The sequence below is a fragment of the Sinorhizobium americanum genome, assembly GCF_001651855.1.
Lineage (GTDB): Bacteria > Pseudomonadota > Alphaproteobacteria > Rhizobiales > Rhizobiaceae > Sinorhizobium > Sinorhizobium americanum.
This window is the reverse complement of record NZ_LNQC01000053.1, coordinates 153,248-177,905: the sequence shown is the minus strand read 5'-3', so window position 1 is coordinate 177,905 and position 24,658 is coordinate 153,248. Positions and strand designations below refer to the sequence as shown.

At 63.2% G+C, this 24,658-nt stretch carries 22 protein-coding genes; 10 read left to right on the top strand and 12 right to left on the bottom strand.

Features of this window, described 5'->3' with window-relative positions:
- The first annotated feature begins 124 nt into the window (after positions 1 to 124).
- The 3 genes from ATC00_RS14750 to ATC00_RS32960 all read left to right on the top strand — a co-directional run bounded on the left by ATC00_RS14750 (position 125) and on the right by ATC00_RS32960 (position 3,066).
- Positions 125 to 1,666, top strand: coding sequence for a sugar ABC transporter ATP-binding protein (locus ATC00_RS14750; RefSeq protein WP_037385080.1), 1,542 nt, complete (start codon positions 125 to 127; stop codon positions 1,664 to 1,666).
- Positions 1,667 to 1,696: 30 nt separating this feature from the next.
- Entirely contained in the window at positions 1,697 to 2,722 is a 1,026-nt protein-coding gene (locus ATC00_RS14745) for an ABC transporter permease (protein ID WP_037383918.1), read from the top strand.
- Positions 2,723 to 2,922: 200 nt separating this feature from the next.
- A complete protein-coding gene (locus ATC00_RS32960; RefSeq protein ID WP_162843166.1) occupies positions 2,923 to 3,066 on the top strand; it encodes a hypothetical protein in 144 nt (47 codons plus the stop codon).
- A 21-nt stretch (positions 3,067 to 3,087) separates the two neighbouring features.
- Here the strand turns inward: ATC00_RS32960 and ATC00_RS14740 are convergent, their stop codons facing one another.
- Both ATC00_RS14740 and ATC00_RS14735 read right to left on the bottom strand, forming a co-directional pair.
- On the bottom strand, positions 3,088 to 4,467 hold the full coding sequence (locus ATC00_RS14740; RefSeq protein ID WP_064253357.1) for a sensor histidine kinase: 1,380 nt from the start codon (positions 4,465 to 4,467) through the stop codon (positions 3,088 to 3,090).
- Entirely contained in the window at positions 4,464 to 5,141 is a 678-nt protein-coding gene (locus tag ATC00_RS14735) for a response regulator transcription factor (protein WP_037383914.1), read from the bottom strand. The genes ATC00_RS14740 and ATC00_RS14735 overlap by 4 nt, the downstream gene beginning before the upstream one ends.
- 78 nt (positions 5,142 to 5,219) lie before the next feature.
- Between ATC00_RS14735 and ATC00_RS14730 the strand changes: the two genes are divergently transcribed.
- From ATC00_RS14730 to ATC00_RS32955, 5 genes are all read left to right on the top strand, one after another.
- Positions 5,220 to 6,287: an ABC transporter substrate-binding protein gene (locus ATC00_RS14730; RefSeq protein WP_064253356.1), complete on the top strand. Its 1,068-nt coding sequence runs from the start codon at positions 5,220 to 5,222 to the stop codon at positions 6,285 to 6,287.
- A gap of 253 nt (positions 6,288 to 6,540) precedes the next feature.
- A complete protein-coding gene (locus ATC00_RS14725; protein WP_037383911.1) occupies positions 6,541 to 7,485 on the top strand; it encodes a Bug family tripartite tricarboxylate transporter substrate binding protein in 945 nt (314 codons plus the stop codon).
- On the top strand, positions 7,482 to 7,973 hold the full coding sequence (locus tag ATC00_RS14720) for a tripartite tricarboxylate transporter TctB family protein (RefSeq protein WP_064253355.1): 492 nt from the start codon (positions 7,482 to 7,484) through the stop codon (positions 7,971 to 7,973). Before ATC00_RS14725 ends, ATC00_RS14720 begins: the two co-directional genes overlap by 4 nt.
- Positions 7,974 to 7,987: 14 nt before the next feature.
- Positions 7,988 to 9,505, top strand: a complete 1,518-nt coding sequence (locus tag ATC00_RS14715; protein WP_064253354.1) for a tripartite tricarboxylate transporter permease — start codon at positions 7,988 to 7,990, stop codon at positions 9,503 to 9,505.
- A gap of 198 nt (positions 9,506 to 9,703) precedes the next feature.
- A complete protein-coding gene (locus tag ATC00_RS32955; protein ID WP_014762305.1) occupies positions 9,704 to 9,868 on the top strand; it encodes a hypothetical protein in 165 nt (54 codons plus the stop codon).
- A 59-nt stretch (positions 9,869 to 9,927) separates the two neighbouring features.
- Here the strand turns inward: ATC00_RS32955 and ATC00_RS14710 are convergent, their stop codons facing one another.
- Entirely contained in the window at positions 9,928 to 13,518 is a 3,591-nt protein-coding gene (locus tag ATC00_RS14710) for a FecR domain-containing protein (RefSeq protein ID WP_064253353.1), read from the bottom strand.
- A gap of 212 nt (positions 13,519 to 13,730) precedes the next feature.
- On the opposite strand from ATC00_RS14710, the gene ATC00_RS14705 reads away from it, so the two are divergent.
- Positions 13,731 to 14,510 carry a TIGR01458 family HAD-type hydrolase gene (locus tag ATC00_RS14705; protein WP_064253352.1) on the top strand — a complete coding sequence of 260 codons (780 nt, stop codon included), beginning with the start codon at positions 13,731 to 13,733 and terminating at the stop codon, positions 14,508 to 14,510.
- A gap of 68 nt (positions 14,511 to 14,578) precedes the next feature.
- On the opposite strand, the gene ATC00_RS14700 is transcribed toward ATC00_RS14705, so the two are convergent.
- Positions 14,579 to 15,613 (bottom strand): glutamine synthetase beta-grasp domain-containing protein, encoded by a 1,035-nt coding sequence (locus ATC00_RS14700; protein WP_037383900.1) that lies wholly within the window; start codon positions 15,611 to 15,613, stop codon positions 14,579 to 14,581.
- A 509-nt stretch (positions 15,614 to 16,122) separates the two neighbouring features.
- On the opposite strand from ATC00_RS14700, the gene ATC00_RS14695 reads away from it, so the two are divergent.
- On the top strand, positions 16,123 to 16,317 hold the full coding sequence (locus ATC00_RS14695) for a DUF2735 domain-containing protein (protein WP_037383898.1): 195 nt from the start codon (positions 16,123 to 16,125) through the stop codon (positions 16,315 to 16,317).
- A gap of 14 nt (positions 16,318 to 16,331) precedes the next feature.
- On the opposite strand, the gene ATC00_RS14690 is transcribed toward ATC00_RS14695, so the two are convergent.
- From ATC00_RS14690 to ATC00_RS14655, 8 genes are all read right to left on the bottom strand, one after another.
- Positions 16,332 to 17,006, bottom strand: coding sequence for an HAD family hydrolase (locus tag ATC00_RS14690; RefSeq protein ID WP_064253351.1), 675 nt, complete (start codon positions 17,004 to 17,006; stop codon positions 16,332 to 16,334).
- Between the two features lie 76 nt (positions 17,007 to 17,082).
- Positions 17,083 to 18,078 (bottom strand): ScyD/ScyE family protein, encoded by a 996-nt coding sequence (locus ATC00_RS14685; RefSeq protein WP_064253350.1) that lies wholly within the window; start codon positions 18,076 to 18,078, stop codon positions 17,083 to 17,085.
- Complete coding sequence (locus ATC00_RS14680) at positions 18,057 to 18,794, bottom strand: formylglycine-generating enzyme family protein (RefSeq protein ID WP_037419108.1); 738 nt, start codon at positions 18,792 to 18,794, stop codon at positions 18,057 to 18,059. The genes ATC00_RS14685 and ATC00_RS14680 overlap by 22 nt, the downstream gene beginning before the upstream one ends.
- Positions 18,795 to 18,858: 64 nt before the next feature.
- A complete protein-coding gene (locus ATC00_RS14675; protein WP_064253349.1) occupies positions 18,859 to 19,920 on the bottom strand; it encodes an ABC transporter ATP-binding protein in 1,062 nt (353 codons plus the stop codon).
- Between the two features lie 5 nt (positions 19,921 to 19,925).
- Positions 19,926 to 20,786 carry a carbohydrate ABC transporter permease gene (locus tag ATC00_RS14670; protein ID WP_064253348.1) on the bottom strand — a complete coding sequence of 287 codons (861 nt, stop codon included), beginning with the start codon at positions 20,784 to 20,786 and terminating at the stop codon, positions 19,926 to 19,928.
- Between the two features lie 4 nt (positions 20,787 to 20,790).
- Positions 20,791 to 21,705, bottom strand: coding sequence for a carbohydrate ABC transporter permease (locus tag ATC00_RS14665; RefSeq protein WP_064253347.1), 915 nt, complete (start codon positions 21,703 to 21,705; stop codon positions 20,791 to 20,793).
- A 116-nt stretch (positions 21,706 to 21,821) separates the two neighbouring features.
- A complete protein-coding gene (locus ATC00_RS14660) occupies positions 21,822 to 23,081 on the bottom strand; it encodes an ABC transporter substrate-binding protein (RefSeq protein ID WP_064253346.1) in 1,260 nt (419 codons plus the stop codon).
- A gap of 248 nt (positions 23,082 to 23,329) precedes the next feature.
- Positions 23,330 to 24,394, bottom strand: a complete 1,065-nt coding sequence (locus tag ATC00_RS14655) for a glycosyltransferase family 2 protein (RefSeq protein ID WP_064253345.1) — start codon at positions 24,392 to 24,394, stop codon at positions 23,330 to 23,332.
- Positions 24,395 to 24,658 lie beyond the last annotated feature (264 nt).

Genomic DNA, 24,658 nt, shown 5'->3' with positions numbered 1-24,658 from the left:
CGGCCTCCGCCGCGCTCCCATTCGAAGCAAGTCCCGCCTGAGGCCCGGAAGGGCCTATGAGAGGGCTGTCCCGCCCTCTGCGTGGACTTTCCGGCCAAGGCCGGAAGATGGGGAGGCAATGACCATGACGCTCAGTCCCACAACGATGGCAGCCGTGCGCGCCAGCGGTGCCGTACCCAATGCCGAGTATCTCCTGACCGCCGAAGGCGTGCGCAAGGAATTCCCCGGCGTCGTCGCGCTCGACGACGTTGAGTTCAAGCTGAAGCGCGGCACCGTGCACGCGCTGATGGGCGAGAACGGCGCCGGCAAGTCGACGCTGATGAAGATCCTCGCGGGCATCTATCATCCGGACCAGGGCGAGGTGAAACTCCGCGGCGTCGACATCCAGCTGAAGTCGCCGCTTGACGCCCTCGAAAACGGCATCGCCATGATCCATCAGGAACTGAACCTGATGCCCTTCATGACGGTCGCCGAGAACATCTGGATCCGCCGCGAGCCGAAGAACCGTTTCGGCTTCGTCGACCACGGCGAGATGCGCCGCATGACCGCCAAGCTCTTCGAGCGGCTGAAGATCGACATCGATCCGGAAATCGAAGTCCGCCACTTGTCCGTCGCCAACCGGCAGATGGTCGAGATCGCCAAGGCAGTTTCCTACGAATCCGACGTACTGATCATGGACGAGCCGACTTCGGCGCTGACCGAACGCGAGGTGGCGCATCTTTTCGAGATCATCCGGGATCTGCGCTCGCAGGGGATCGGCATCGTCTACATCACCCACAAGATGAACGAGCTGTTCGAGATCGCCGATGAATTCTCGGTCTTCCGCGACGGCAAATATATCGGCACGCACGCGTCGAGCCAGGTCACCCGCGACGACATCATCCGCATGATGGTCGGCCGTGAGATCACCCAGATGTTCCCGAAGGAAGAGGTGCCGATCGGCGACGTCGTCCTGTCGGTCAAGAACCTCACGCTGAACGGCGTCTTCCACGACGTCTCCTTCGACGTGCGCGCCGGCGAAATCCTCGGTGTCGCCGGTCTCGTCGGCTCGGGCCGCTCGAATGTCGCCGAAACGCTGTTCGGCGTCACTGCGGCAAGCTCGGGCACGATCGCGATCGACGGCAAGGAGGTGGTGATCGACAACCCGAATACGGCGATCCGCAACCGCATGGCCTTCCTGACCGAGGATCGCAAGGACACCGGCTGTCTGCTGATCCTCGACATCCTTGAAAACATGCAGATTGCCGTGCTGCAGGACAAGTTCGTCAAGCGCGGCTTCGTCTCCGAGAAGGAAGTCGCCGCGGCCTGCGAGGAGATGAGCCGCAAGCTGCGCGTCAAGACGCCGAACCTGCAGGAGCGAATCGAAAACCTCTCGGGCGGCAACCAGCAGAAGGTGCTGATCGGGCGCTGGTTGCTCACCAATCCGCATATTCTGATCCTAGACGAGCCGACACGCGGCATCGACGTCGGCGCAAAGGCCGAAATTCACCGTCTGGTAACCGAACTCGCCCGCAACGGTGTCGCCGTCATCATGATCTCATCGGAAATGCCCGAGGTGCTTGGCATGAGCGACCGGATCATGGTCATGCATGAGGGGCGCGTCACCGGCTTCCTCGACAGGGCAGAAGCCACCCAAATCAAGGTCATGGAACTTGCCGCGCGCTAGCGCGGATGCCGACCGCAGGGAGGAAAGACAATGGAAACCAATATCGCTGCACAGGGCGCGGGCTCTCCGCTTGCCGGGTCGAGACGGCGCCTGCCGCCAGAGCTCAACATCTTCCTGGTGCTGATCGGCATCGCGCTTGTCTACGAAGTTCTCGGCTGGCTCTTCGTCGGCCAGAGCTTCCTGATGAACCCCCAGCGCCTGACCATCATGATTCTGCAGGTCTCGGTGATCGGCATTATCGCCGTTGGCGTGACGCAGGTGATCATCACCGGCGGCATCGATCTCTCTTCAGGCTCCGTGGTCGGCATGACGGCGATGATCTCGGCGAGCGTTGCGCAGGCCTCGACTTGGCCGCGGGCGCTCTATCCCTCGCTGACCGACCTGCCGGCCGTCGTGCCAATCGGGCTTGGTGTCGGCATTGGCCTCCTGGCCGGCTACATCAACGGGCAATTGATTGCCAGGACGAAAATCCCGCCCTTCATCGCCACCCTTGGCATGATGGTGTCGGCGCGCGGGATCTCCAAGTGGTACACCAAGGGCCAGCCGGTCTCTGGGCTCACCGAGCAATTCAATTTCATCGGCACGGGCATCTGGCCGGTCATCGTCTTCCTCGTCGTCGCGCTGATCTTCCATATTGCGCTCCGCTACACCCGCTACGGCAAGTTCACCTATGCGATCGGCGCCAACGTCCAGGCCGCACGCGTCTCCGGCATCAATGTCGAAGCGCATCTGATCAAGGTCTACGCCATCGCCGGCATGCTGGCCGGCCTTGCGGGCGTCGTCACCGCAGCCCGGGCACAGACCGCCCAGGCCGGCATGGGCGTCATGTACGAACTCGACGCGATCGCCGCGACGGTCATCGGCGGCACGTCGCTGACCGGCGGCGTCGGCCGCATCACCGGCACCGTGATCGGCACGATCATCCTCGGCGTCATGACCTCCGGCTTCACCTTTCTGCGGGTCGACGCGTACTACCAGGAGATCGTCAAGGGCGTGATCATCGTTGCCGCCGTGGTCGTCGACGTCTATCGCCAGAAAGGCCGGAAAAAGACGTAAAGAAACTGCCTCCCAGTGCAGCCGCTCGCCGGGATGAAGAAATTCATCCCGGCATTTTTGTTGTCTGCTACGCGGATCTATCGATATTCTTGCCACTCGACATATGCTTCCCTTGCAAAGCAGCTCGGTAGACTCTGCCGTGGCAATCGGCTCGTCGATAGACTATATGAACGGCATTCCAAACCTATCGGAGATTTGTCATGTCATCGCAGCGCAAGCCTGCGAACCAGGTTCAATCGCGTTTCGCTCGCCAGCTCTGGAACGAGCTGCTGCGGGTTCAGACCCGAGACGCCGCATCTCTTCTCGAAGCCCGCGACCGCGAGGAAAGCGAAGAGCGCTCGTAACGGCTTCGCGGCTGCGGCTCTTCACCCTGCCGGAAAAGTCACGACCACCTTCAGACCGCGACCGCCCTCGCCGTCCTCGAGGCGCATCGTTCCGGCATAAAGCGTGGCGATTTCCTCGACGATCGGCAGGCCGAGCCCGGTGCCGGGCGCCTCATTGCCGCCGCGCCGGAAGCGCTTCAGCACCGCCTCGCGCAGCTCCGGCCTGATACCCGGCCCGTTGTCTTCCACCTCAAGCGCAATCTCGTCATCCGAGCTTGAGACGCGCACCGTCACCTCCGCCCCGCGCCCGGCATAGAGCAGCGCATTGCCGATGAGGTTCTTCAGGAGCTCTCCGACAAGCAGCGGTTCGGCGCGGATCCAATGCTCCCCCTCGCCGGCAAAACCGAGATCGATGCCCACCTCGCCGGCCGCCGGCACGTGCTCGGCGGTGACGCTGCGTGCCAGCCGAGCAAGTTCGATCCGCTCCGATCCGCGCGCTTCCTCCTTGGCCGCCGCATCGATCTTCGCCATCAGCAGCAACTGCGCCAGGATGCGCTCGGCATTGGCGACCGCCTCATCGGCCTTCGCGGCGGCCGAGAGCGCTTCTTCCAACGTCGCCGCCCGGCGGGCGAGCGCCAGCTGCGTCCGGATTATGGCCAGCGGCGTGCGCAGCTGGTGGCTGGCATTGCCGGTGAAATGGCGCAGCGCATCGAGCGCCGACTGCAGCCGCACCATGAAGGTATTGACCGTGTCGACTAGGCCCTGCACCTCGCTCGGCACGCGTTCGCCGATCGGATGCAGATCGTCGGGACTGCGTTCGGCGATCGCGTCCCCAAGCCGGTAGAGCGGTCTCAGCGAAAAGGTCACCGCCACCCAGACGATCAGGGCCGCCCCGGCGATCATCAGGCCTAGGCGGAGCGCCGAGTGCAGCAGGATCGTCTGCGTCAGCTGGCGTCTCGCAATCGTCGTCTCGGCGACGGTGACGGCGAAAGGGACGGAATTGACACCGGTGGAGGCGGAGCGGCGAAGCACCGCCAACCGGATCGGCTCGCCGCGGAAGACCGCATCGGCAAAGCTGGTCGACTGGCCGGCGGCTTCGGGAAGCGACGGCAGGGTCTGGTAGCCGGTGATGAACGCACCCGGCGGGCCATCCACCCGATAGAAAACGCGGTCCTGCGCGGCCGAGGTCAGCATTTCAAGCGCCACATAGGGTATGTCGACCTGAAGCGTGCCGTCCTCGGCGACGACAACGCGCTCGGCGATCGCCAGTGCCGAGCCTGCGAGCACCCGGTCCGAGACGACATTCGCCGTCTTGACCGCTTCCCGATAGGTGTCCATCAGCGCGACCACGCCGATCACGGCGGTCGAGATCAACAGCCAACCGAGCAGCCTGCGTCTCAGCGAATAGACGGCCGTCCTCATTCGGGGTTTGCCGCCTTGTCGAGGTAATAGCCGATGCCGCGCGCCGTGCGTACCGTCAGCCCATAGGGCGCCAGGCGCTTGCGCAGGCGGCTGACATATTGCTCGATCGCATTGGGGCTGAGATCGTCATCGAGGCCGGTCAGCGACTGAACGATCGCGTCCTTGGCGACCACCTTGCCGGCCCGCATGAACAGGAGCTCGAGGAGCCCGAGTTCGCGCGCCGGAATTTCGATCGGCACGCCGCCGGCAGAAAAGCTGCGGGCGTTCAGATCCAGCGAGACGTTGCCGTAGCTGACGATCGAACTGCGCAGGCCGGCCTGACGGCGGAGCAGGACCCGCACGCGCGCCTCGAACTCGCCGATGTCGAAAGGCTTGATCAGGTAGTCGTCAGCGCCGAGATCAAGGCCCTTGATCCTTTCTTCGGGCGAGCCTCGGGCCGTCAGGATCAACACCGCCGCCCGGTTCTGCCGGGCGCGCATGGCGCGCAGTACGTCGAGCCCGTCCATCTCCGGCAGGTTCAGGTCCAGGATCACCAGATCGAAGCTCTCGGCGGCTGCGACCGCATGCGCCGAGGCGCCGTCGTTCACGACGTCGACGGCATAGCCGCTGCCGCGCAAAAGCGCCGAGAGACCCTCTGCCAGGGCCTGATTGTCTTCAACGAGCAAGATACGCAAATCGTCACTCTCCCCCGCTTCACCTTATCGGTCGCGACGTTGCTTGTGAACGGCGTGCGGGTGAGGCATTGTGAAATTATGCGGTTCTTGATTTCCTTCGCTTTTTGGTTGTTTTTTGCCCGGCTCGCCTGTGCCGCGCCGGTATTCTTCCCCGCCGTTTCCGGCGATGCGGCCGCGCCGGTTCTCGTCGTCTATTCCTCGCTCGACGAGCCCCTGGCGCGCCCGATGATCGTCGGTTTCCAAAAGGCCAATCCTGACGTCGCGGTGCGCTACGAGGACATGCTGACCGGCGAGATCTACGACCGGATCGTCAAGGAGACCGATGCCGGTGAGAGGACGGCCGATTTCGCCTTCTCCTCCGCCATGGACCTGCAGGTGAAGCTCAGCAACGACGGTTATGCGCAGCGCAGCGACCTGCCGATGAGCGGCCGCTGGCCGGCCTGGGCGAACTGGCGCAACACGGCCTATGCACTGACCTTCGAGCCGGCCGTGTTCGTCTATCACAAACCCAGTTTCTCGACAGGGAGGCCGCCGGCGACGCGCGCCGAGTTCGTCGACTACCTGAAGCGTCAGGGAAGCGAAGTCTTCGGCCGCATCGGCACCTATGATATCGAGCGATCTGGCGTCGGCTTCCTGTTCATGGCGCGCGACCAGGAACAGTTCGGCGACATCTGGAGCGTCATCCAGGCAATGGGCGCGGCGGGCGTCAAGCTCTATTCGACGAGCCAGGCGATCCTCGAGCGGGTGGCGGACGGACGCTTCGTGCTCGGCTACAACATCCTCGGTTCCTATGCCGCCGACTGGGCCTCCAGGCATCCCGATGTCGGCATCGTGCTGCCGAAGGACTATACCGTGGTGATGTCGCGAATCGGCCTTGTGCCGCAGGCGTCCGCCTCTCCCGACCTTGGCCGGCGCTACCTCGAATTCTTCATGTCGAAGGAAGGCCAGACGATCATGGCGCGCGAGCTGCAGATCCCTGCCGTCAGCCCGGAAGTCGCCGGCGAGAATACCGCCAATACCATGCAGGAAATGCTCGGTGGGCAGTTGAAGCCCGTGCCGGTCAGTCCCGGCCTGATGGTCTATCTCGACCAGGTGAAGCGTGCCCGGCTGATCGCCCGGTGGAACGAAGTACTTAGACTCCAGTGATATTCCTACTCCAGCGATATTCCTGGAGCCGAAACAAACCGTTTACGAGCCAGCAGGTTGATGTCAGGTTAATGTCAGCTTTCTATGTTGGTTTAGGGCCGCTGGCGACCCGTGGAGGCGGAATGCCAGCAGCGCATCGGGAGGAAATCACCAATCCGGTCGGAGGCTGCCGCTTTCAAGGTCAGCCGCCCGTTTCTCCCGTTCGCGACAACAATCACCGCGCGGACGAACCGCGCCCTACGGAGGACCGACCTTGAAACATTTCTTCCTCGCATCCATTCTCGCCGGCGCGCTGGCGCTTCCGGCCTATGCCGCCGACTACACGATCATCGCGCCGGCAAATCCCGGCGGCGGCTGGGACCAGACCGCCCGTTCGCTGCAGACCGTCATGCAGCAGGAAGGCATTTCCGGCAATGTCCAGGTGCAGAACGTGCCCGGCGCCGGCGGCACGATCGGGCTCGCCCAGTTCGCCAGCCAGCAGAAGGGCAACCCGAATGCGCTGCTCGTCGGCGGCTACGTCATGGTTGGCGCCATCCTCACCAACAACTCGCCGGTCACCCTCAAGGACGTGACGCCGATCGCTCGCCTCACCGGCGAATACGAGGCGATCGTCGTTCCGGCCGCTTCCGAGATCAAGACGATGGCCGATCTCGTCGAAGCCCTGAAGAAGGATCCGGGTGCCGTATCCTGGGGCGGCGGCTCCGCCGGCGGCACCGACCACATCGCCGTAGGCCTCATTGCGAAGGCCGCCGGCGTCGACCCGACCAAGATCAACTACATCGCCTATTCCGGTGGTGGCGAGGCGCTCGCTGCGATCCTCGGCAGCCAGGTGACGGCCGGCATCTCCGGCTATGGCGAATTCGAGTCGCAGGTCAAGGCCGGTACGCTCCGCCTCCTCGCTGTCACGAGCGCCGAACGCCTGCCGGGCATCGATGCCCCGACGCTGAAGGAATCCGGACTCGACGTCGTCGTCGAGAACTGGCGCATGGTCGCCGCCGCTCCGGGCCTCACCGATGAGCAGAAGGCTGCCGTTTCCGCCGACATCGAAAAGCTCGCCAAGTCCGCCGGCTGGCAGGAAGTGCTGAAGACCAAGGGCTGGCAGGACACCTATCTCGCCGGCGACGCCTTCAATGAGCAGCTCGCCAAGGACGTTTCGGCTACCGAAGCTGTCCTCAAGGACATCGGACTGGTCAAATGAGCAGGGGAGATAGCCCTTCCGTCGAAACGCGCCGCCCCGATCGGGCGGCGCTCATCATCGCTGTCGTTCTGGCGCTCATCGCAGGCGTGATCTTCTGGGACGTTTCCCGGCTTACCGGGCTTGCCGGCTACTCGCAGGTCGGCCCGACCACGGTGCCTTATGCGATCGCCTGCTGTCTGATCGTGCTTGCCATCTGGACGGCCGTCGAGGGTTTTAGGGGCGACTTTGCCGAGCGTGAACCGCAGCAGTTCGGACCGGTCGCCTGGGTCGTCGGCGGGCTTGCGGCGCAGATGCTGCTGCTCAACACGCTCGGCTTTTCGATTGCCACCGGCATCCTCTTCGCCATGACGGCGCGCGGCTTCGGGAAACGGCAACTTTGGCTGACAATTCCCTTCGGCATCGTCGCCAGCTTCGTCGTCTGGACGATTTTCGCCAAAGTCCTGCAATTGTCGCTGCCGGCAGGACCGCTTGAACGCCTGCTCTTCTAGAAAGGCCGACAATTATGGGTACTCTTGACTTCCTTTTGCAGGGGCTGCTGGTTGCTGCGCAACCGATGAACCTGCTCTACGCGCTGATCGGCGTGACCCTTGGCACGGCCGTCGGCGTCCTGCCGGGCATCGGTCCGGCCCTGACTGTCGCGCTGCTGTTGCCGGTCACGTACCAGCTAGACCCCGGCGGCTCGCTGATCATGTTCGCCGGCATCTATTATGGCGGTATGTATGGCGGCTCGACGACGTCGATCCTGCTGAACACGCCCGGCGAGAGCTCCTCGATCGTCACCGCGCTCGAAGGTAACAAGATGGCGCGTGCCGGCCGTGGCGGCCCCGCTCTGGCAACGGCAGCGATCGGCTCCTTCGTCGCCGGCCTTATCGCGACCCTCGGCCTCGCCTTCGTCGCCCCCTATATCGTCAAGCTGGCGCTCGTCTTCGGCCCGCGCGAATACTTTGCGCTGATGGTGCTCGCCTTCGTCACCGTTTCCTCCGCCTTTGGCGACTCGACGCTCAGAGGCCTCACCTCGCTCTTCGTCGGCCTGACGCTTGCCTCCATCGGCATCGACCAGTTGACCGGCCAGGCGCGCCTTTCCTTCGGCGTTCCGGACCTGCTCGACGGCATCGAGGTGACGACGCTCGCCGTTGCCATGTTCGCGATCGGCGAGACGCTCTACATCGCCGCTCAGGGCGACAAGGGTCCCGACAAGGTGGAGGCGGTGCGCGGCTCGGTCTGGATGAATGCCTCGGATTGGGCGCGCTCCTGGAAGGCGTGGCTGCGCGGCACCTTCATCGGCTTCCCGATCGGCGCGATGCCGGCCGGTGGCGCCGAGATCGGCACCTTCCTCTCCTATGCGACCGAAAAGCGGCTGAGCAAGCATCCGGAAGAATTCGGCAATGGCGCGATCGAGGGTGTCGCCGGCCCGGAGGCCGCCAACAACGCCTCGGCAGCCGGTACGCTCGTGCCGCTGCTGACGCTCGGCCTGCCGACGTCGGCAACGGCGGCGATCATGTTGGCCGGCTTCCAGCAATATGGCCTGCAGCCGGGGCCGTTGCTGTTCGCCACCAACCCGCAGCTCGTCTGGGGCCTGATCGCAAGCCTGCTGATCGCCAACTTCATGCTGCTCGTCCTCAACCTGCCCCTGGTCGGCCTCTGGGTGAAGCTGCTGACGATCCCGAAACCCTGGCTCTATGCCGGCATCCTGCTGTTCGCGACGCTCGGCACCATCGGCGCCAACCCCTCGGTGTTCGAACTCGGCATGCTGCTCGCCTTTGGCCTGCTCGGCTACGTCATGCGCGTCTTCGGCTATCCGATCGCGCCGGTCGTCGTCGGACTGATCCTCGGGCCGCTCGCCGAACAGCAGCTGCGCCGGGCGCTGTCGATCAGCCAAGGTGACGTGACCGTGCTCTTCACCTCGCCGATCGCCGCTGTCCTGCTGGTGATTGCGGCGCTGGCCTTCATCGTGCCGCTGATCCTCAGAGCCCGCGGCCGCGGCGAGGTCCTCGCCCAACTCGCTGCCAGCGAGGACTGACCCTTCCGCCTCCCAAGGCGCTTTGAGGAGCGGGACGAGGAGGGGCAGCCACGCCCCGCTCTGCAACAGGCCCGGTTGGCGAGTGCTAACCGGGCCTGCTTTCGTTGCATGGCTGGGGTGAGGTATTGTGCATTGCAAAAAAGCCCGCCTAGGCCCATCTTTTGCTCATCGAATTGAGAAAGAAAGTGAGCAAAGACAATGACTAGCAAGAACCGCATGGGCTTCATCGGCCGCGCCTTCGCCGTCCTAGGCGCAGCGAGCGCCGCAGCCGCGGCAGTCGAAGGTCACCGCCGCCCGAACGCCCGCGACCTCCACACCCTCGGCATCAATCCGGCCAACTTTCCGGACACCCGCCGCGGCTGATGACGCCGAACCACCCTGGATCGACACGCCGCGCGTGACTTCCCGGCTGATCGAGTCCGCTAAAACTTCGCCCTGACGGTGCCCAGGACAGTGCGGCCTGGGCCGGGAATTCCAAACGCCAGATCGAAGTCGTGGTCGAACGCATTTAGCAATTGCAGACCGAGTTCCAGGTGTCCGCTCGGCGACTCCCAACTAATCGCGGCATCGCTTGTCGTGTATGATGACAGCTCGATGCCAAAGGGTGCGCCAACCCGTTCCCCGACGAAGGTCTGAGCTATAGTGGCCTTGACGCGCGAAGGGTGAACGATCGTCAGCCCGACCTGCGCCCGATAATCCGGCACAAGTGGCACGCCGAACTCCCCGCTACTCCCGGGCGTCAAGTCGACGCTGTGGTTCCAGGTGAACGATCCGAAGGCACCGAGGCCTTCGCCGATCCAGTAGTTGCCGCTGATACTAATGCGGTCGATCTCGCCGGTTGTCGTGTCGAAGCTGCCGAGCAACTCGGGGACATCCAACGAAAGCCCATCGAAACGCTGGTGCTGGTACTCGACCGACGTGAAGAGCCGCTCCGACCACTCCGCCTCCCAACGCAGCGCCGCTGTCTTTGCACTGCCGCCGATGAACAACGGCAGCTCCAGCGGCGTCAACCCGACTGTCGACACCGGGGCGAGGGTGTAATTCGATGAAAACTGCGTATCTTCGCGGTAAAATGCGCGCAGCCAGTGATTTTCTACTGGCGACCACGCGACGCCGACACGCGGATCGACGCAGGGACAATCATCAGTTACGTCGTCCAACCAATTAAGGTAAACACCGCCCTGGAGTGTGAGATCCTCGGAAATTTCCCACATGGCGTCGCCATAGCCGCGCGTTGCATTGCCCTTGTCGGAAAGTCGATCGACGAAGAACACGCCTCCCGTAAGCAGATCCGTATAGATTGCGGAGTCGCGCGTATGGAACCGGCCGGTTTCGACGCCGTATCGCAGCGTGACGGGTCCGATCCCGTACAGCTGGCTGACGCCGATCGTTGCGGTCTCCTTTTCGGTTTCTTGCTCGACGCGGTATGGCCCTATAGTGTCGACCAGATCGATACTCTGGTCCACATGCGTGTCGCCGACGACGGCGAACGCCTGGAGCAGATTGCGATCGCCGAACGTATGACTCCAGCCGATCCCAAGGTCGGAAAATCGAGTTTCTCTGGTGTCGAAGGGCTTCGGAAACCAAGTCTGCCCGGGAAAACCCGTTTCGAGATCGACGAAATCGCCGAACAGGTAAACATTGTCCTCCAAGGTCGGATGTATGCCGACAGAGAAATTTGCGCCGGTGATATCATCGCGATCGTTCGCGCGCGGGCTATCCGGCCGCAGTGCCTCCGCCTGCAGATAATAGCTTATGGGCAGCGGTGCAAAGGTCGTACCCTGGACGAGCATGTCGCTCTTCCAGCCAAGCTCGCCATCCTGCAAGATCAGGCCGCCCCCAATGGCCGTTTCAAAAAAGCTGGTTCGTTCGAGTGAGTTGCGGGTGGTGGCGGACGCCACCGCAAGAGGATCGAGCAGTAGCGCCTGCAAGTTCGACGAAGCGCTTGAACTGCCTGCCTCGGTCCGCTGGCTCGGAGAAAGCAGAGGGGAAAATCCCTCAAAAGGACTGATCCGACCGGACGCTGCCTCGTCGAGATAAGTGGTCGATCTGAAAGGATCGTAGGAGCGGTCCGCGTAATACTGGCTCCATTCGTTCAGACTGACATTGTCGAGGGCAATGCCGAGGAAGGATGAGACCTGGCGATTAGCATCGTAACCGCCGTAGTACCCGCCGCGAGCCTGGCGACGCCGCAGTGCCTCGCGCGCCTCGACGATCGCATCGTCGCCGCGATACTGGTCGAGGGCGATGCCGGAGCGGATCAAGGGAATTGACGGGTTGTCCGGATCAAACCGGTCGGCATTGTCGAGCGCCTGGGCGGCCTCCTCTTCCGCCCCCAGTTGATAGCTGCCGATCGCCAGGCCGATGAGGCTGTCCCCATAGGTCGGGTTGACGGCGGAGGCTTCGAGTAGCGTTTTCTCGCCTTCCTCGGTTTTTCCTATTCGCAAGAGATATCGGCCTTTGGCCGCCAAAACCGCATAGGATTGCGCGTCCAGCGCCTCCGCCCTGTCGATCTCCGCCTTTGCCGCTGCGATCTGATCGTTGTCCATCAGGAAGCGCGCATAGTTTGCGTGCAACGCGGCATTTTCCGGGTTCAGTTCTACCGCGCGCCGATGGGCGGCATCGGCCTCAACTATGGCATTTCGATCGCTCTGGACGATGCCGAGTTCGTTCCAGATGGCATCGTTGCCAGGAGCGATCTTCGCGGCGTGTTTCAGGTCCCGGAGTGCGCCATCGAGATCGCTGGAAATGCTTGCGCGGAAGCGCGCATTGGCGAGCAGATAGGCCGGCTCGTTGGGATCGATGGCGCTCGCGCGGGCGAGCGCGTCTTTCACTTCGTTGCGGCGGTCGAGTTGGAAGGCGAGATCCGCGCGCATTGCCGGCAGGCGCGCGTCGTTCGGAAAACGGCGCTCGGCCGCCTTCAATATCTCGATCGCTTCGGCCGCGCCGAGCGCATGGGACACAGTTGCAGCCCGCATCAGCGCCGTCGTCGGATCGTCGCTATAGACGTTGTCCGCCGGCTGTGGTCGATCGCGGTCCGGTTCAGCCAAGGATTCCGCGAACCAGCGACCGTAAATCGCAGATGCTCTGCGATTGCGCGGTAGCGCTGGCAAGGCGGCGGCGAACAGCCGGTTCGCATCACCATAGCGTTGCTCCAGTCCGGCGATCATCGCCTCGACCAGCTTGGCACGCGCCTCCAACTGGGCCGGCAAGGGCCGCCTCAGTCCAACTAGAGCCTCTCTGGCAGCTGCCCGGCCGTCATGCGATAGCGAGGCCTCGGCAAGTGAGACCCAATCCTCGCTGCTCCGTCGAGCAGGAGGAATGGCCAGAACGCGCGCCCGCTCGGCACGAGTCTGGCGGCCGCTCATCCCGCTTGTCGGCAAACCTGCGAAGACGCCACGCAGCTCCGAATAGAGAAGTACCTGTTCGCGCTCCTTGAGATTGACGAGGACATATTTGCGGGGCGCTTGTCCGATTGCCGCAAACGCGCCCTCCCCCTGATTTACGACGACCGATCCTTGCGCGTTCTTGAGTTCGACGCTTCCCTCAAGCACCGAGAGAGTGGTAGCGCCGTTCTCACCTATGCTAAGCGTCCAATCCGTCCCGCGGATCGCGGCGGCAGCTGAGGGTGTGTCGACTGTGAGGCCGCTGCCCCCACGCTTGGCTCGCGCCCACACGGTCCCGGACTTGAGTTCAAGTTCGCTGTCGGAGCCCTGACCGATTTTCTTGACGAGAAGCGTCGTATTGCGCCCCATACGCATCTGCGTGTCATCGGAGAACAACAGAGCAAGGCTACCGGCGGCGTTCGTGCGCAGTATGTCGCCCGCAAGAAGGTCCTGACTGACCTCCACGCTGCGCCAGCCTTCGATGTCGATGAAGCTAATTTCCTCACCGGACTTGCGGGAAATGACGGAACCCTCGGCAGACGCCGCGCGCGGCAATAGCTCGGCCGCAGATGGCAGCCCGCTTGCCAGCAACACAAGTGCTGCAACCGCTAGTCTCAGTTTGTGCATTGATGAAGTGTCTGATAATCCCCGCCGCTAAAATGCTGGGAGATTGGGACGAATGTCAATATCGCGGTGAGTTGAGGCTCGGAGAAACACAACCAATTTCAGGCGGAAGCAGTCGTCCGGCTGTCACGGCAACTTTCTGGAGCACCGGGACCGTCGCTGCCGGCAAAGCCACCAGAGCTTGACCCGCAGCGCACCCATGTCATCCTCATCGGATGATCAGCGCTGTGCTCTTGGATCTTGCCGGCGTCATCTACGATGGCGAGAAGGCCGTGCCTGGCGCGGCAGGGGCCGTGGCCCGTCTGCGCGAGGCCGGGCTCCCCATTCGCTTCGTCAGCAACACGACCCGCTCGAGCAAGCCGGCGATCCTTGCCCGGCTCGCAAAACTTGGACTTCCGGTAACGGGGAGCGAGCTCTTCACGCCGGCCGAGGCTGCCTGCGACTGGCTTCGCAGGCACGAGCGTGCCGCCCATCTTCTCGTCCATCCCGACCTCGTTTGCGAGTTCCAGCATCTGCCGGCCGGCGGCCGCATGGCGGTCGTTGTCGGCGATGCCGGCGACGCCTTTGACTTTGCGGCGCTGAATGCGGCCTTCCGGCAACTGATCGACGGCGCCGAATTGGTGGCGCTGGCGCCGAACCGCTCTTTCCAGGACGCCGACGGCAGGTTGAGCCTCGATGCTGGCCCATTCGTTACCGCGCTGGAATTCGCCAGCCAGAAGCATGCCATCGTCCTCGGCAAGCCAGCACCCGGCTTTTTCCATGCAGCCCTTGCCACCATACCCTGCGCGTCGACGCAAGCGGTGATGGTCGGGGACGATGCGGAAACAGACGTCGCCGGTGCATTGAGCGCCGGTCTCGCTCACGCGCTGCTCGTGCGTACGGGAAAATATCGCGAGGGCGACGAGACGCGCTTCGCGCCGGCGCCGAGCGCCACGGTGCCCGACGTTGCGGCGGCGGTGGACTGGATCCTTGCGAGGCGCGGCGGAACCGAATGAATCTATCATAGCCGAACGAAAAAAGGCGCCGACCGAGGTCGGCGCCCAAGGTCTTGGGAGTCTTACGCTTAAGCTACTTTCGAGACTTGCGCCGGAACGGACGCAATCGTCTTCAGCACGCGCGAAGCGATCTGGTAGGGGTCGCCTTGGGAGTTCGGGCGGCGATCTTCGAGATAGCCCTTGTAGCCGTTGTTAACGAAGCTGTGCGGAACCCGGATCGACGCGCCGCGGTCGGCAACGCCGTAGCTGAACTTGTTCCACGGCGCCGTCTCATGCTTGCCGGTGAGGCGCAAGTGGTTGTCCGGGCCGTAGACCTCGATGTGTTCCATCAGGTTCTTCTCGAAGGCGGCCATCAGCGCCTCGAAATAGTCCTTGCCGCCAACTTCGCGCATGTAGGCGGTCGAGAAGTTGCAGTGCATGCCCGAGCCGTTCCAATCGGTGTCGCCAAGCGGCTTGCAGTGGTACTCGACGTCGATGCCGTATTTTTCCGTCAGGCGCTGCAGCAGGTAACGAGCCATCCAGACTTCGTCGGCAGCCTTCTTGGAGCCCTTGCCGAAGACCTGGAATTCCCACTGGCCCTTGGCCACTTCGGCGTTGATGCCTTCATGGTTGATGCCGGCGGCCAGGCAGATGTCGAGGTGTTCTTCGACGATCTGGCGCGCGATGTTGCCGACGTTCTTGTAGCCGACGCCGGTGTAGTACGGGCCCTGCGGTGCCGGGTAGCCCTGCTCCGGGAAGCCGAGCGGACGGCCGTCCTTGTAGAAGAAGTATTCCTGCTCGAAACCGAACCAGGCGCCTTCGTCGTCGAGGATGGTGGCGCGGTTGTTCGACGGATGCGGCGTCTTGCCGTCCGGCATCATGACCTCGCACATGACCAGCACGCCATTGGTGCGGACCGGATCCGGGTAGACGGCGACCGGCTTCAGCACGCAATCGGAGCTGCGGCCTTCGGCCTGGTTCGTCGAGCTGCCGTCGAAGCCCCAGAGCGGCAGTTGCTCGAGCGTCGGGAACGCGTCGAATTCCTTGATCTGCGTCTTGCCGCGGAGATTTGGTACGGGCGTGTAGCCATCGAGCCAGATGTACTCGAGCTTATACTTGGTCATTAGCGAATCTCTCTAACGTGGTGCTGCGAGGTTTGAGCAATTCCTGGCGCGGCCTTGCACGGAAAACGTGCCAGACCACCAGGGATCGACTCCCTTTAAGCATCAAGCGTGCCAACTCGGTGGTGGGTGCGAATCTTTTTTTGACCCGCAGGGGACTCAAACTGGATTCCAAGTGGCTGCCGGTCAGGGTCGCGGCGAACGGCAAATCGACCCCCGAGGCGCTGACTTCGTTCCACCGCCTTGATTTTGCTGGATATCCCGCGCCTCTCCTGCGCTTGACGTTCAAGTGTCCGCCATGAGCGGCGAAGGAGCACCTGCTCCAAAATGCGTCAGTTGCGCGCAGCTGCCTAAAAAACCGCACTGAATACGCTCCCTCAAGCGCAATGAGGGTGCTGTGCTTGCGATTCCGGCATTCAATTGAACGATTTTTCGGCAATTCGCGTAAATGATGTGCAATTTCTGCCGCGGCGTACTATCTTTTCTCGACAGGACTCACCGGAGACCAGAGCATGGCCACGAGTTTCCACGGCAAGAGTGCGACGATCTATCAGTTCCCGACACGCATCTCGCGCAAGGCCGAAGATCGTCGTTCCGAAGCACAGCGCCAAGCGGATCTCGCTTCGTCGGACGTGTGCGCGGCTGCCATTGACGGCTGCTGGTACCACGAGGAAGCGGTTCGCGAGGAAACGACCACCAAACACTGAGCTCCAGGCGTCGATCACCGACGCCCGCCGACCTCGTCGATATGCATGAGCATGTCGGCGGGATCCTCATAGATGCGGAACGCGCCGGCGTGCCGCAACTCTTCAAGCCCATAGCCGCCGCTCAATAGCCCGACGCCCAAGGCGCGGCAGCGAACCGCCGCCAGCATGTCCCAGATGCTGTCGCCGACGACGACCGCCGTCTCGATCGGGGCGCTGAGCCGCTCGGCGGCCGGAACGAAGAGATCCGGATCGGGCTTGGCGTATTTGACCAGGTCCCGGGTGACAACCGGCACGACGGCCGGGTCGACGCCGAGAGCAGCGAGATTGACGGCAGCCGTCTCCATCCGGCCGCTGGTGGCGATCGCCCAGGGAATCTTTGTGTCAGTGAGCCATTGCAAAAGAGAGAGCGCTCCCGGCAGCGGCCGGATGCGATCCGCCTGCCGCTTGTAAGCCTCGGCATGGCGTTGTCGCAGACGCGCCACCCGTTCCGGGCTGATCTCCACGCCCGTCTCGCGCAGCAGTTGGTTGGTGAAGAGGCCGCCGCTCATGCCGATCTTGCGGTGGATGCGCCAGACCGAGAGGTCGATGTCCTCGCCCTCGAGCGCTTCCTTCCAGGCAAGCACATGTTGGTAGACGCTGTCGACGAGCGTGCCGTCGAGATCGAACAGGAAGGCCGGTTCCATGCGCACGTCTTCTCTCCTGCTTTCCTGTGGTGCCGCTGGAGATATGGAGCAGCATCGGGGGAAGAACAGGGCTGTCGGCGCGCTACTGACGCGCCAAAAGGTGCAGGTTGCCGGCAAGATCGGAAACGATAACTTGCCGCTCGTCCAAGACGAGCACCGAGACCGGCCGTGTCAAGCCGTCGAAGATGGTGCTTCTGCTCTTCGTTTCAGCATCGATCCTCAGCAGTCGGCCGCTGCCTTTTGCGAAGCCTTGCTTCTGATCGTAGGTCCCGTGTTCGAGCACGAGCATGCCTCCGTCACCCGCAATGGCAATCGCCACCGGCGCGTTCAGTCCGTCGGCCTCGAGGCGCGGTTCGGAGGCGCCCACGGTGGGGATCGAAACGACCTTCCCTGCCCCGGCAAGGAAGGGAAAGCCGCCGAAGAGCGCGACATAGAGGCGCCCTCTGTGAAGCGCTATGCCGGTCGGTACGGCATCGACCTCGTAGCCGCTGCCCGCCGCGAATTCCGTCGGCGAAAGGCTCTGCAAGGTTCCTGCCGCCTGAGGCAATCGGCGGAAACTGATAAGCGTCTTCCTTCGACCATCGCGTCTTACATGCTCGACGCTGTTGCGCGCCGCGTCGACGACGTAGAAGCCTTGGTCGACGGCGACGAAATCGAACGGGTTCCAGAAATCATTGCTGATGACCCGCGTCTTGCCTGCGTCATCGATCGCGATCAGGCTGTGATCGAGCGGGTTCTGATCGGCGTTGGTCGGCGTCCATCCCTGGGCCACGATGAACTCGCCACCGACACGAACGGCACGATAGGGCCCCGTCGGGTCGCCCACCACGTCGGGGCCATGGGGAAAGACGGGACCGAAGGCGACAAGGTACCCGTTCGCGTCGCGGCGATAAAGGCGGCCCTTCGCAAGATCGGTGACGAGCAACGTATCGCCGTCGCGCGCAAGACCGGCAAAGGCGGCGCCGGGGACATGAACCGTCTCGAAGCGGTAGCCCGCTGCCGCCACAGGCTCGGCAACCGCGCTATGTGCCAGAAGCAGGCCCCCGGCAGCGATGATCAGGGCGAGGAGCGGACGCATCGGAAGCCGCCATTGGCTGCGAAACGGAAGTCGGGATCATAGGCGAGCCGGTAAGTGGTTGTCAGGTGGCGTGCGTCGCTGTTCCAGGATCCGCCACGGAGCACGCGGTGGCGTCCCGCGGCGGTAGTCGATACGCCTACGTAAGGCGCATAAACGTCGCTCGTCCATTCCCAGACATTGCCGACGAGGTTGAGCACGCCTTCCCGGCTGGCGCCCGCGGCGAAGGACTCTGCCGGCGCCGTCATCGGATAGCCATCCCTTTCATCACCGGAGCAGCAGACATCGGCACCGACATTGGCCCGCGCCTCGTCGCGAGGCCCCTCCTGCCAGGGAAAGGCATCACCTTCCACGCCCCGCGCCGCTCTCTCATATTGTTGCTCCGACGGCAGAGCGAGGCCGTAGTGGCGGCAGAAGGCAATCGCATCGCCCCAGCTGACGCCGACGACCGGCCGATCGGGAAGTCCCAGGAGCGGGTGATCGGCATAAAAGGCGCGACGGTGGCCGCTCGCCGCCACGAAGGCTTCATATTGCCGGTTGGTGATCTCGGTGCGGTTGATCGCGAATGGCCGTCCCTGCACCACGCGCCGCGGGCGTTCGTTGTCAGGGCCGTCGTCGCGGCCGAAGACGAAGGGACCAGCCGAAACCGCGATGAGCGGATTGCCGGCGATAGGCCCGGCCCCGGTCGCGAGCGCTGCGGATGCCGTGAGGAGAGCGATTGCCGCGGTTCCCGCAAGGCGAAGGCGACGTATCGCGGCACCTCCCTTACAATGTCCTATGAGTCTAGAAATCGACACGTCGCTCTGTCTCCGCATCGAACAGGAACATGCGGTCTGTCTCGATCCTGACGCCGAGGCGCTGATCGATCTGGCCGGCGAAGTTCTTGTCGGCGCGCAGCGTCATGAGCCGGCCGCCGAGTTGCAGGCTGACAAGCGTGTTCTCGCCGGTCAGCTCCACCGAATAAATCGACGCGACAAGATTGACGTCCGGATCTTCGGCGCTCGCCGCATGAACGTCCTCCGGGCGCACGCCGAGCACGGCGCGCGCGATGCTGATGCGGCCCGCCCCGCCGACCCTCAGGCCGGCGCTGGCGAACACACCATCCTTCACCTCGCCTGGGATGAGATTCATTGCCGGCGAGCCGATGAAGCCGGCGACGAAGAGGGTGCGCGGATCGTTATAAATTTCCCTGGGCGTGCCAAGCTGCTCGATGACGCCCCGGTTCATCACGGCGACGCGATGGGCGAGCGTCATCGCCTCGATCTGGTCGTGGGTCACGTAGATCGTCGTGACCTGCAGCTCGTGCTGCAGGTGTTTCAGCTCGGCGCGCATCTGGGTGCGGAGCTTCGCATCGAGGTTCGACAGCGGCTCGTCCATGAGGAAGACGCGCGGCGTGCGCACGATGGCGCGGGCGAGCGCCACGCGCTGGCGCTGGCCGCCCGATAGCTCCTTGGGCAGTCGCTTGAGCATCGTATCGAGCTCGACCCGCCGCGCCACCTCGCCGATGCGGCGCTTATATTCCTCCGGCGGCACTTTGCGGATCTTCAACGGATAGCCGATATTGTCCTCGACGGAGAGATGAGGATAGAGCGCATAGGACTGGAAGACCATCGCGACGTCGCGATACTTCGGCAGCACGTCGTTGATCCTTTCCGAGTTGATGTAGATATCCCCGGTTGTCGCCTCCTCGAGGCCCGCGACCATCCGCATCGTCGTCGTCTTGCCGCAGCCCGAGGGTCCGAGCAGCACGAGAAATTCCTTGTCGCGGATCTCGAGGTTGAAATCGTGGACGGCGACGAACTCGCCGAACTTCTTTGTGACATTGTCGAACCGGACGGAGGCCACAGGTCTCAACCCTTGACGGCGCCCAGGGAAAGTCCCCGGACGAGGTGCTTTTGGACGAGGAAGGCGAAGATGACGATCGGTACGCAGGCCATGAAGCCCGCCGCGCTGATCTCGCCCCAATAGGTGCTGTACTGCGTCACCCGGCCGGCAATGCCGATCGGCAGCGTCTGTGATTGCTCTGTCAGCGTGATGACGAGTGACAGCAGGAACTCGTTCCACGAGATGATCAGGCAGAAGATAGCAGTCGCCGCAAGTCCGGGCCGGGCGAGCGGCAGGGCGACATGCACGAAGGCGCCCCAGCGCGTATCGCCGTCGACGATCGCCGCTTCCTCCAGCTCGACCGGAAGATCCTGGAAATAGCTCTTCATCATCCAGGTCGCAAACGGCAGGTTGAAGGCAGTATAGGCGATGATGAGTGCCGACTTGGTGTTGAGCATGTCGAAATAGTTGAAGAACAGGTAGAGCGGAATGATGCTGACGATCGGCGGCATCATGCGCGTCGAAAGTATCCAGAAGGAAATCTGCTTGCGCCACTGCCAGGGATAGCTGAACCGCGCCAGCGCATAGCCGGCCATGGTGCCGAAGGTCACCGAAATGACGGTCGTGCCGATCGCGACGAGGAAGCTGTTCAGGGCATAGCGCAGGAAGGGGCGTTGGACGAAAGCTTCGTCGTAGTGCTTCAGGGTCGGGTTGCGCGGCACCCATTCCGGCGGCACGGCGAAGATGTCGATGTCGAACTTGAAGGAATTCGCTGCGATCCAGTAGACCGGAAACAGCGTCAGGATCAGCGCGACGAGAATCGCCAGATAGGCCGACAGGCGAAGAAGCATCTCCCGGGTGCGGCTGCGTGTTCTGATCGTCGCCATCCTCTCACTCCGCCAGCCGCATGCGCTTCATGAACCAGGTGCTGAGCACGATAGTGACGAACAGCACGAAGAGCGACATCGCCGCCGCGTAGCCGGGGTCGGCGAAGCGGTAGGCGACCTGGTAGATGTAGAGACTCAGGACCTTGGTGCGGTCTGCCGGGCCGCCCCCCGTCAGGATGAAGACGAGGTCGAAAAGGCGCAGCGCATCCATGACGCGCAGGAGCAGCGCAATGGCGATGACCGGCTTGAGGAACGGCAGCGTCAGATCCCAGAACTGCCGCCAGGACGAGGCGCCGTCGAGCGCGGCCGCCTCATAGGGCTCGACCGGCAGGCTTGCGAGCCCCGCCAGCATCAGAAGAAAGATGAACGGCGTCCATTGCCAGACATCGGCGACGATGATCGAGAACATGGCGAGGTTTACGTCGCCGGCCCAGGCCTGGACGGGCAGGCCGAGCAGGAACATGATCTCGTTCAGAACGCCGAACTGCGGCTCGTAGATGAGCTTCCAGGTGATTGCGACCGCGATCGGCGGCAGCATCATCGGGATCATCAGTACCGTCTTCAGAAAGCTGAGGCGGCGGATGAACCTGTCGAGGAGGAGAGCGAGGCCGAGCCCGAGAAGGAATTCGAGCGTCACCGCCACGATCGTGAACACCACGGTGTTGCGCAACGCCACGTGGAATTGCGGATCGGAAATGAGCCGTGCGAAATTGCCGGCACCGACGAATTCCCAGGGCAGGTCGGGGTTTGGGCTGATCCGGTGGACCGCCGCATAGAACATGTAGACGCTAGGAAAAATCGTCAGGGCCAGCAGGATGAGCACCGTCGGCGCGAGCATCAGGTAGCGCAGGTGGCGCTCCGTCCATTGCTCCAGCGGCCCTCCCCGTCGAACCGACGCGCTTTTGCCGGTTTGTAACATCGGTCCCTCCGCAGACCTTCTCCCTGCATACCTCGACACCGGCCGCCGCAGCGGTTCTTTTTGCGGCCGCGAGAGCGAGACCGGCGCGGGGGCCCCGCTCGATGCAGGCAAACCGCCTATTTGAGGCCGGTGATCTGCTCGACCGCCGCCTGCGAGTTCTTCAGCGCCTCCTCCGGCGTGATCGTGCCGGCGACCGCCTTCGAAAGCTCGATGCCGAAGGCATTCTCGATCTCCGGCCATTTCGGGTGGCGCGGCCGCGGCGTCGAGGCCTGGATCGCCTCCATCAGCACCGGGTAATGGCGGAACTGCTCCTGCTTGGTGAGTTCCGGATCGGTGAAGACCGAGGTGCGGACCGGCGGATTGCCCCGTTCGGCGGAGATCTTGATCTGCTCGGCCGTGGTCGCCCACATCATGAAGTCGAAGGCCTCCTGCTTGTTCTTGGACGCCGCCATGATACCCATCGTCCAGTGGCCAATCTCCGAGCTGCCCGGTTTGGTGCCGGCCGGGATCGGGCTAAAGGAGATCTTGCCGACCATCTTCGACTGGCTCGGGTCCTCGAAGGTTGCGACGTAGTTCGGCCAGTTGATCGACGAGGCGGCCGTGCCAGCCGCCATGGCCGTGCCGACCTCGTTGGCGTTATAGCTCTCGACGCCCTTCGGCGAGACGTCGCGGAGCGCCATGAACATCTTCGTGGCGGCCGCGCCTTCCGGCGTGTCGATCGTCACCTTGGTGCGTTCCGCGTTGAACATGTCGGCACCGTAGGACCAGAAGATCGGCATGAAGTCGGCAACGACGGGATTGCCCTGGCCACCGCGGAAGACATAGCCGAAATAGCGGCCGCCGCCCTGCTCGGTCAGCGCCTTCGCGGCCTTCAGCACGTCGTCCCAGGTCTTCGGGGCTTCGACGCCGGCTTCCTTGAACTTGGCGGCGTCATAGAAGAACATCTGGGCGTTGCCCACATAGGGCAGGCACACATAGGGTCCCGAGTTATAGGGATTGCGGCAAATCGCCAGCGACTTCGAGAGGAAGTCACTGTCCGGCCCCTCGACCCCGGCGCCCTTGAAATAGGACGTCAAATCTTCGAGATGGCCGTTCTCGGCGAAGAACGGGATCCACGGATCGTCCATCAGGACGATATCGAAAACGCCGGACTTGGTCGCCCCGGCATTAGCGCCCTGTTCGAACACATTGGCATAGGGCGCCTGCACCGTCTCAACCTTCGTATTCTTCATTTTCGCGTAGTCGGCGGCTGCGGCTCTGAGGCCGTCACCCTCGCTGCCGGAAGGCACGAGGATCGTGATGTCGGCCCAGGCTGACGCACTGATCGCGAGTGCGGATGCCGCGACGGCAAGGGCAAGACAGAATTTGCGCACCATTGAACACCTCCCAATCCGAGCTCTTTACGAGACCACCTCATGGAGGTCCCGCCCGATCCGGCTGGCGGAGAGGCTGATGCAACGTCCATGGAGGCCGACCCCACAACGGGTCGGGCCTCATCGGGCTTCTCCACAAGCCGACGTTGCTCCCAGCGCGAATCTACCACATTGCGCTGGATTTAAAGAGAGTTGTATTAGCTACCGCTTTTGTTGCAGCTCGCAGATGCGCATTCGGCGGCGCGAGCGGACTATCCCATCACATAGCGAATGGTTTTCGACAGCCGCGTGAGAAAAGCGGGCCTCGAGGAGGCGACAAGCTTCCATGAGAGCACCGCCTGCGCCATCCTCTGCGGAAGGAGCCCGACGGATAGAAACCAGGCGGCCAGCATGGCCCGGCGGCGGAGCGAGACATTCATTTCCATGCTGGCGGCGGCGCCGGCTGCGGCAAGCGAAAACCTCGAATCCTCCGCCACCGGATGGCGCTGCTGGTCTACGCAGAGCGACGCGAGGCGTTCCTCGATATGCGTCGGATCGCGCAGATTGGCGTCAGGCGGCACCTCCAGCCCGACCTCCTCGGCCTCCTGCGAAAGGGCGTGCAAACGGTGAAAATCGTGCTCCACGCGCCATCGGGCCCTCTGGCCCAGCTTCTCGGCGAAGACCGAATGGTTGCTTCCATGCATGCGGTAGGCACCGAGGCAGGTATCGATCGACCCGACCTTCCCGTGAAGTGGTGCCAGCGTGACCAGATAACCGTCCGCACCCTGGCGGAATTCCTGCTCCGGTACCGGCATGACGGTCTCGAGCGCCGACCTGGCGAAGGCCAGCCCGCTGGTCACCGTGGTCTGATAGCGGGCCCGGCGCAAGAGCTGCGGGGTAACGTCGCCGGAATCGAAGGGCACTTCGGGCGGCGGGAAAACGTCCTGGACGCGTTGCCGCTCGTCGACGATGTGCAACCGGAATTGCATCTGCGCCATGTCGACCTCAAATTGGGCGACGATTTCCGAGACAGCGTTCGGGTAGAGGTAGTCGTCAGCGTCAAGAAAGAGAACGATCGCCCCGCGGCTTGCCGCAAAGCCCGTGTTGAACGCTGCGCCGTGACCGCCGTTCGCCTCTCTCAAGCATGCCTTGATGCCGGTGCCGTAAGAAGCGATGACCTCGGCGGAATTGTCGGTCGACGCATCATCGACGACGATCACCTCCACCTCGCCGTAGTCTTGGCCGAGCGCGCTGTCGATCGAGTGCCGCAGGAAATGCGCATAATTGTAGTTGGCGATGATGATGGAGACTGGAAGCCGGTCTTGGATGGAATGCATCGCATGAACCTCGCAGGTCTGCTTTGGTTGCGGCGAACCTTCTCATTCAGGTCCTTGGGAAATGCCCGCTCCGGGAGTACCACCCTTATCGGTGCGACGGAGTTATCGGCGTGTTTGGCCAACGGGCGGCGAAGATCGTTCCCGATCCGGGCCCGAGGGTCTCTAGTTTTATGGCATTTGCATGACCCCTAAAGCGCGTCGTGTTCAAACGTATTCACGCGGCGCGCTTTAGGTCTTTGTTTTTGTGCATGTCGTCATCCCAAA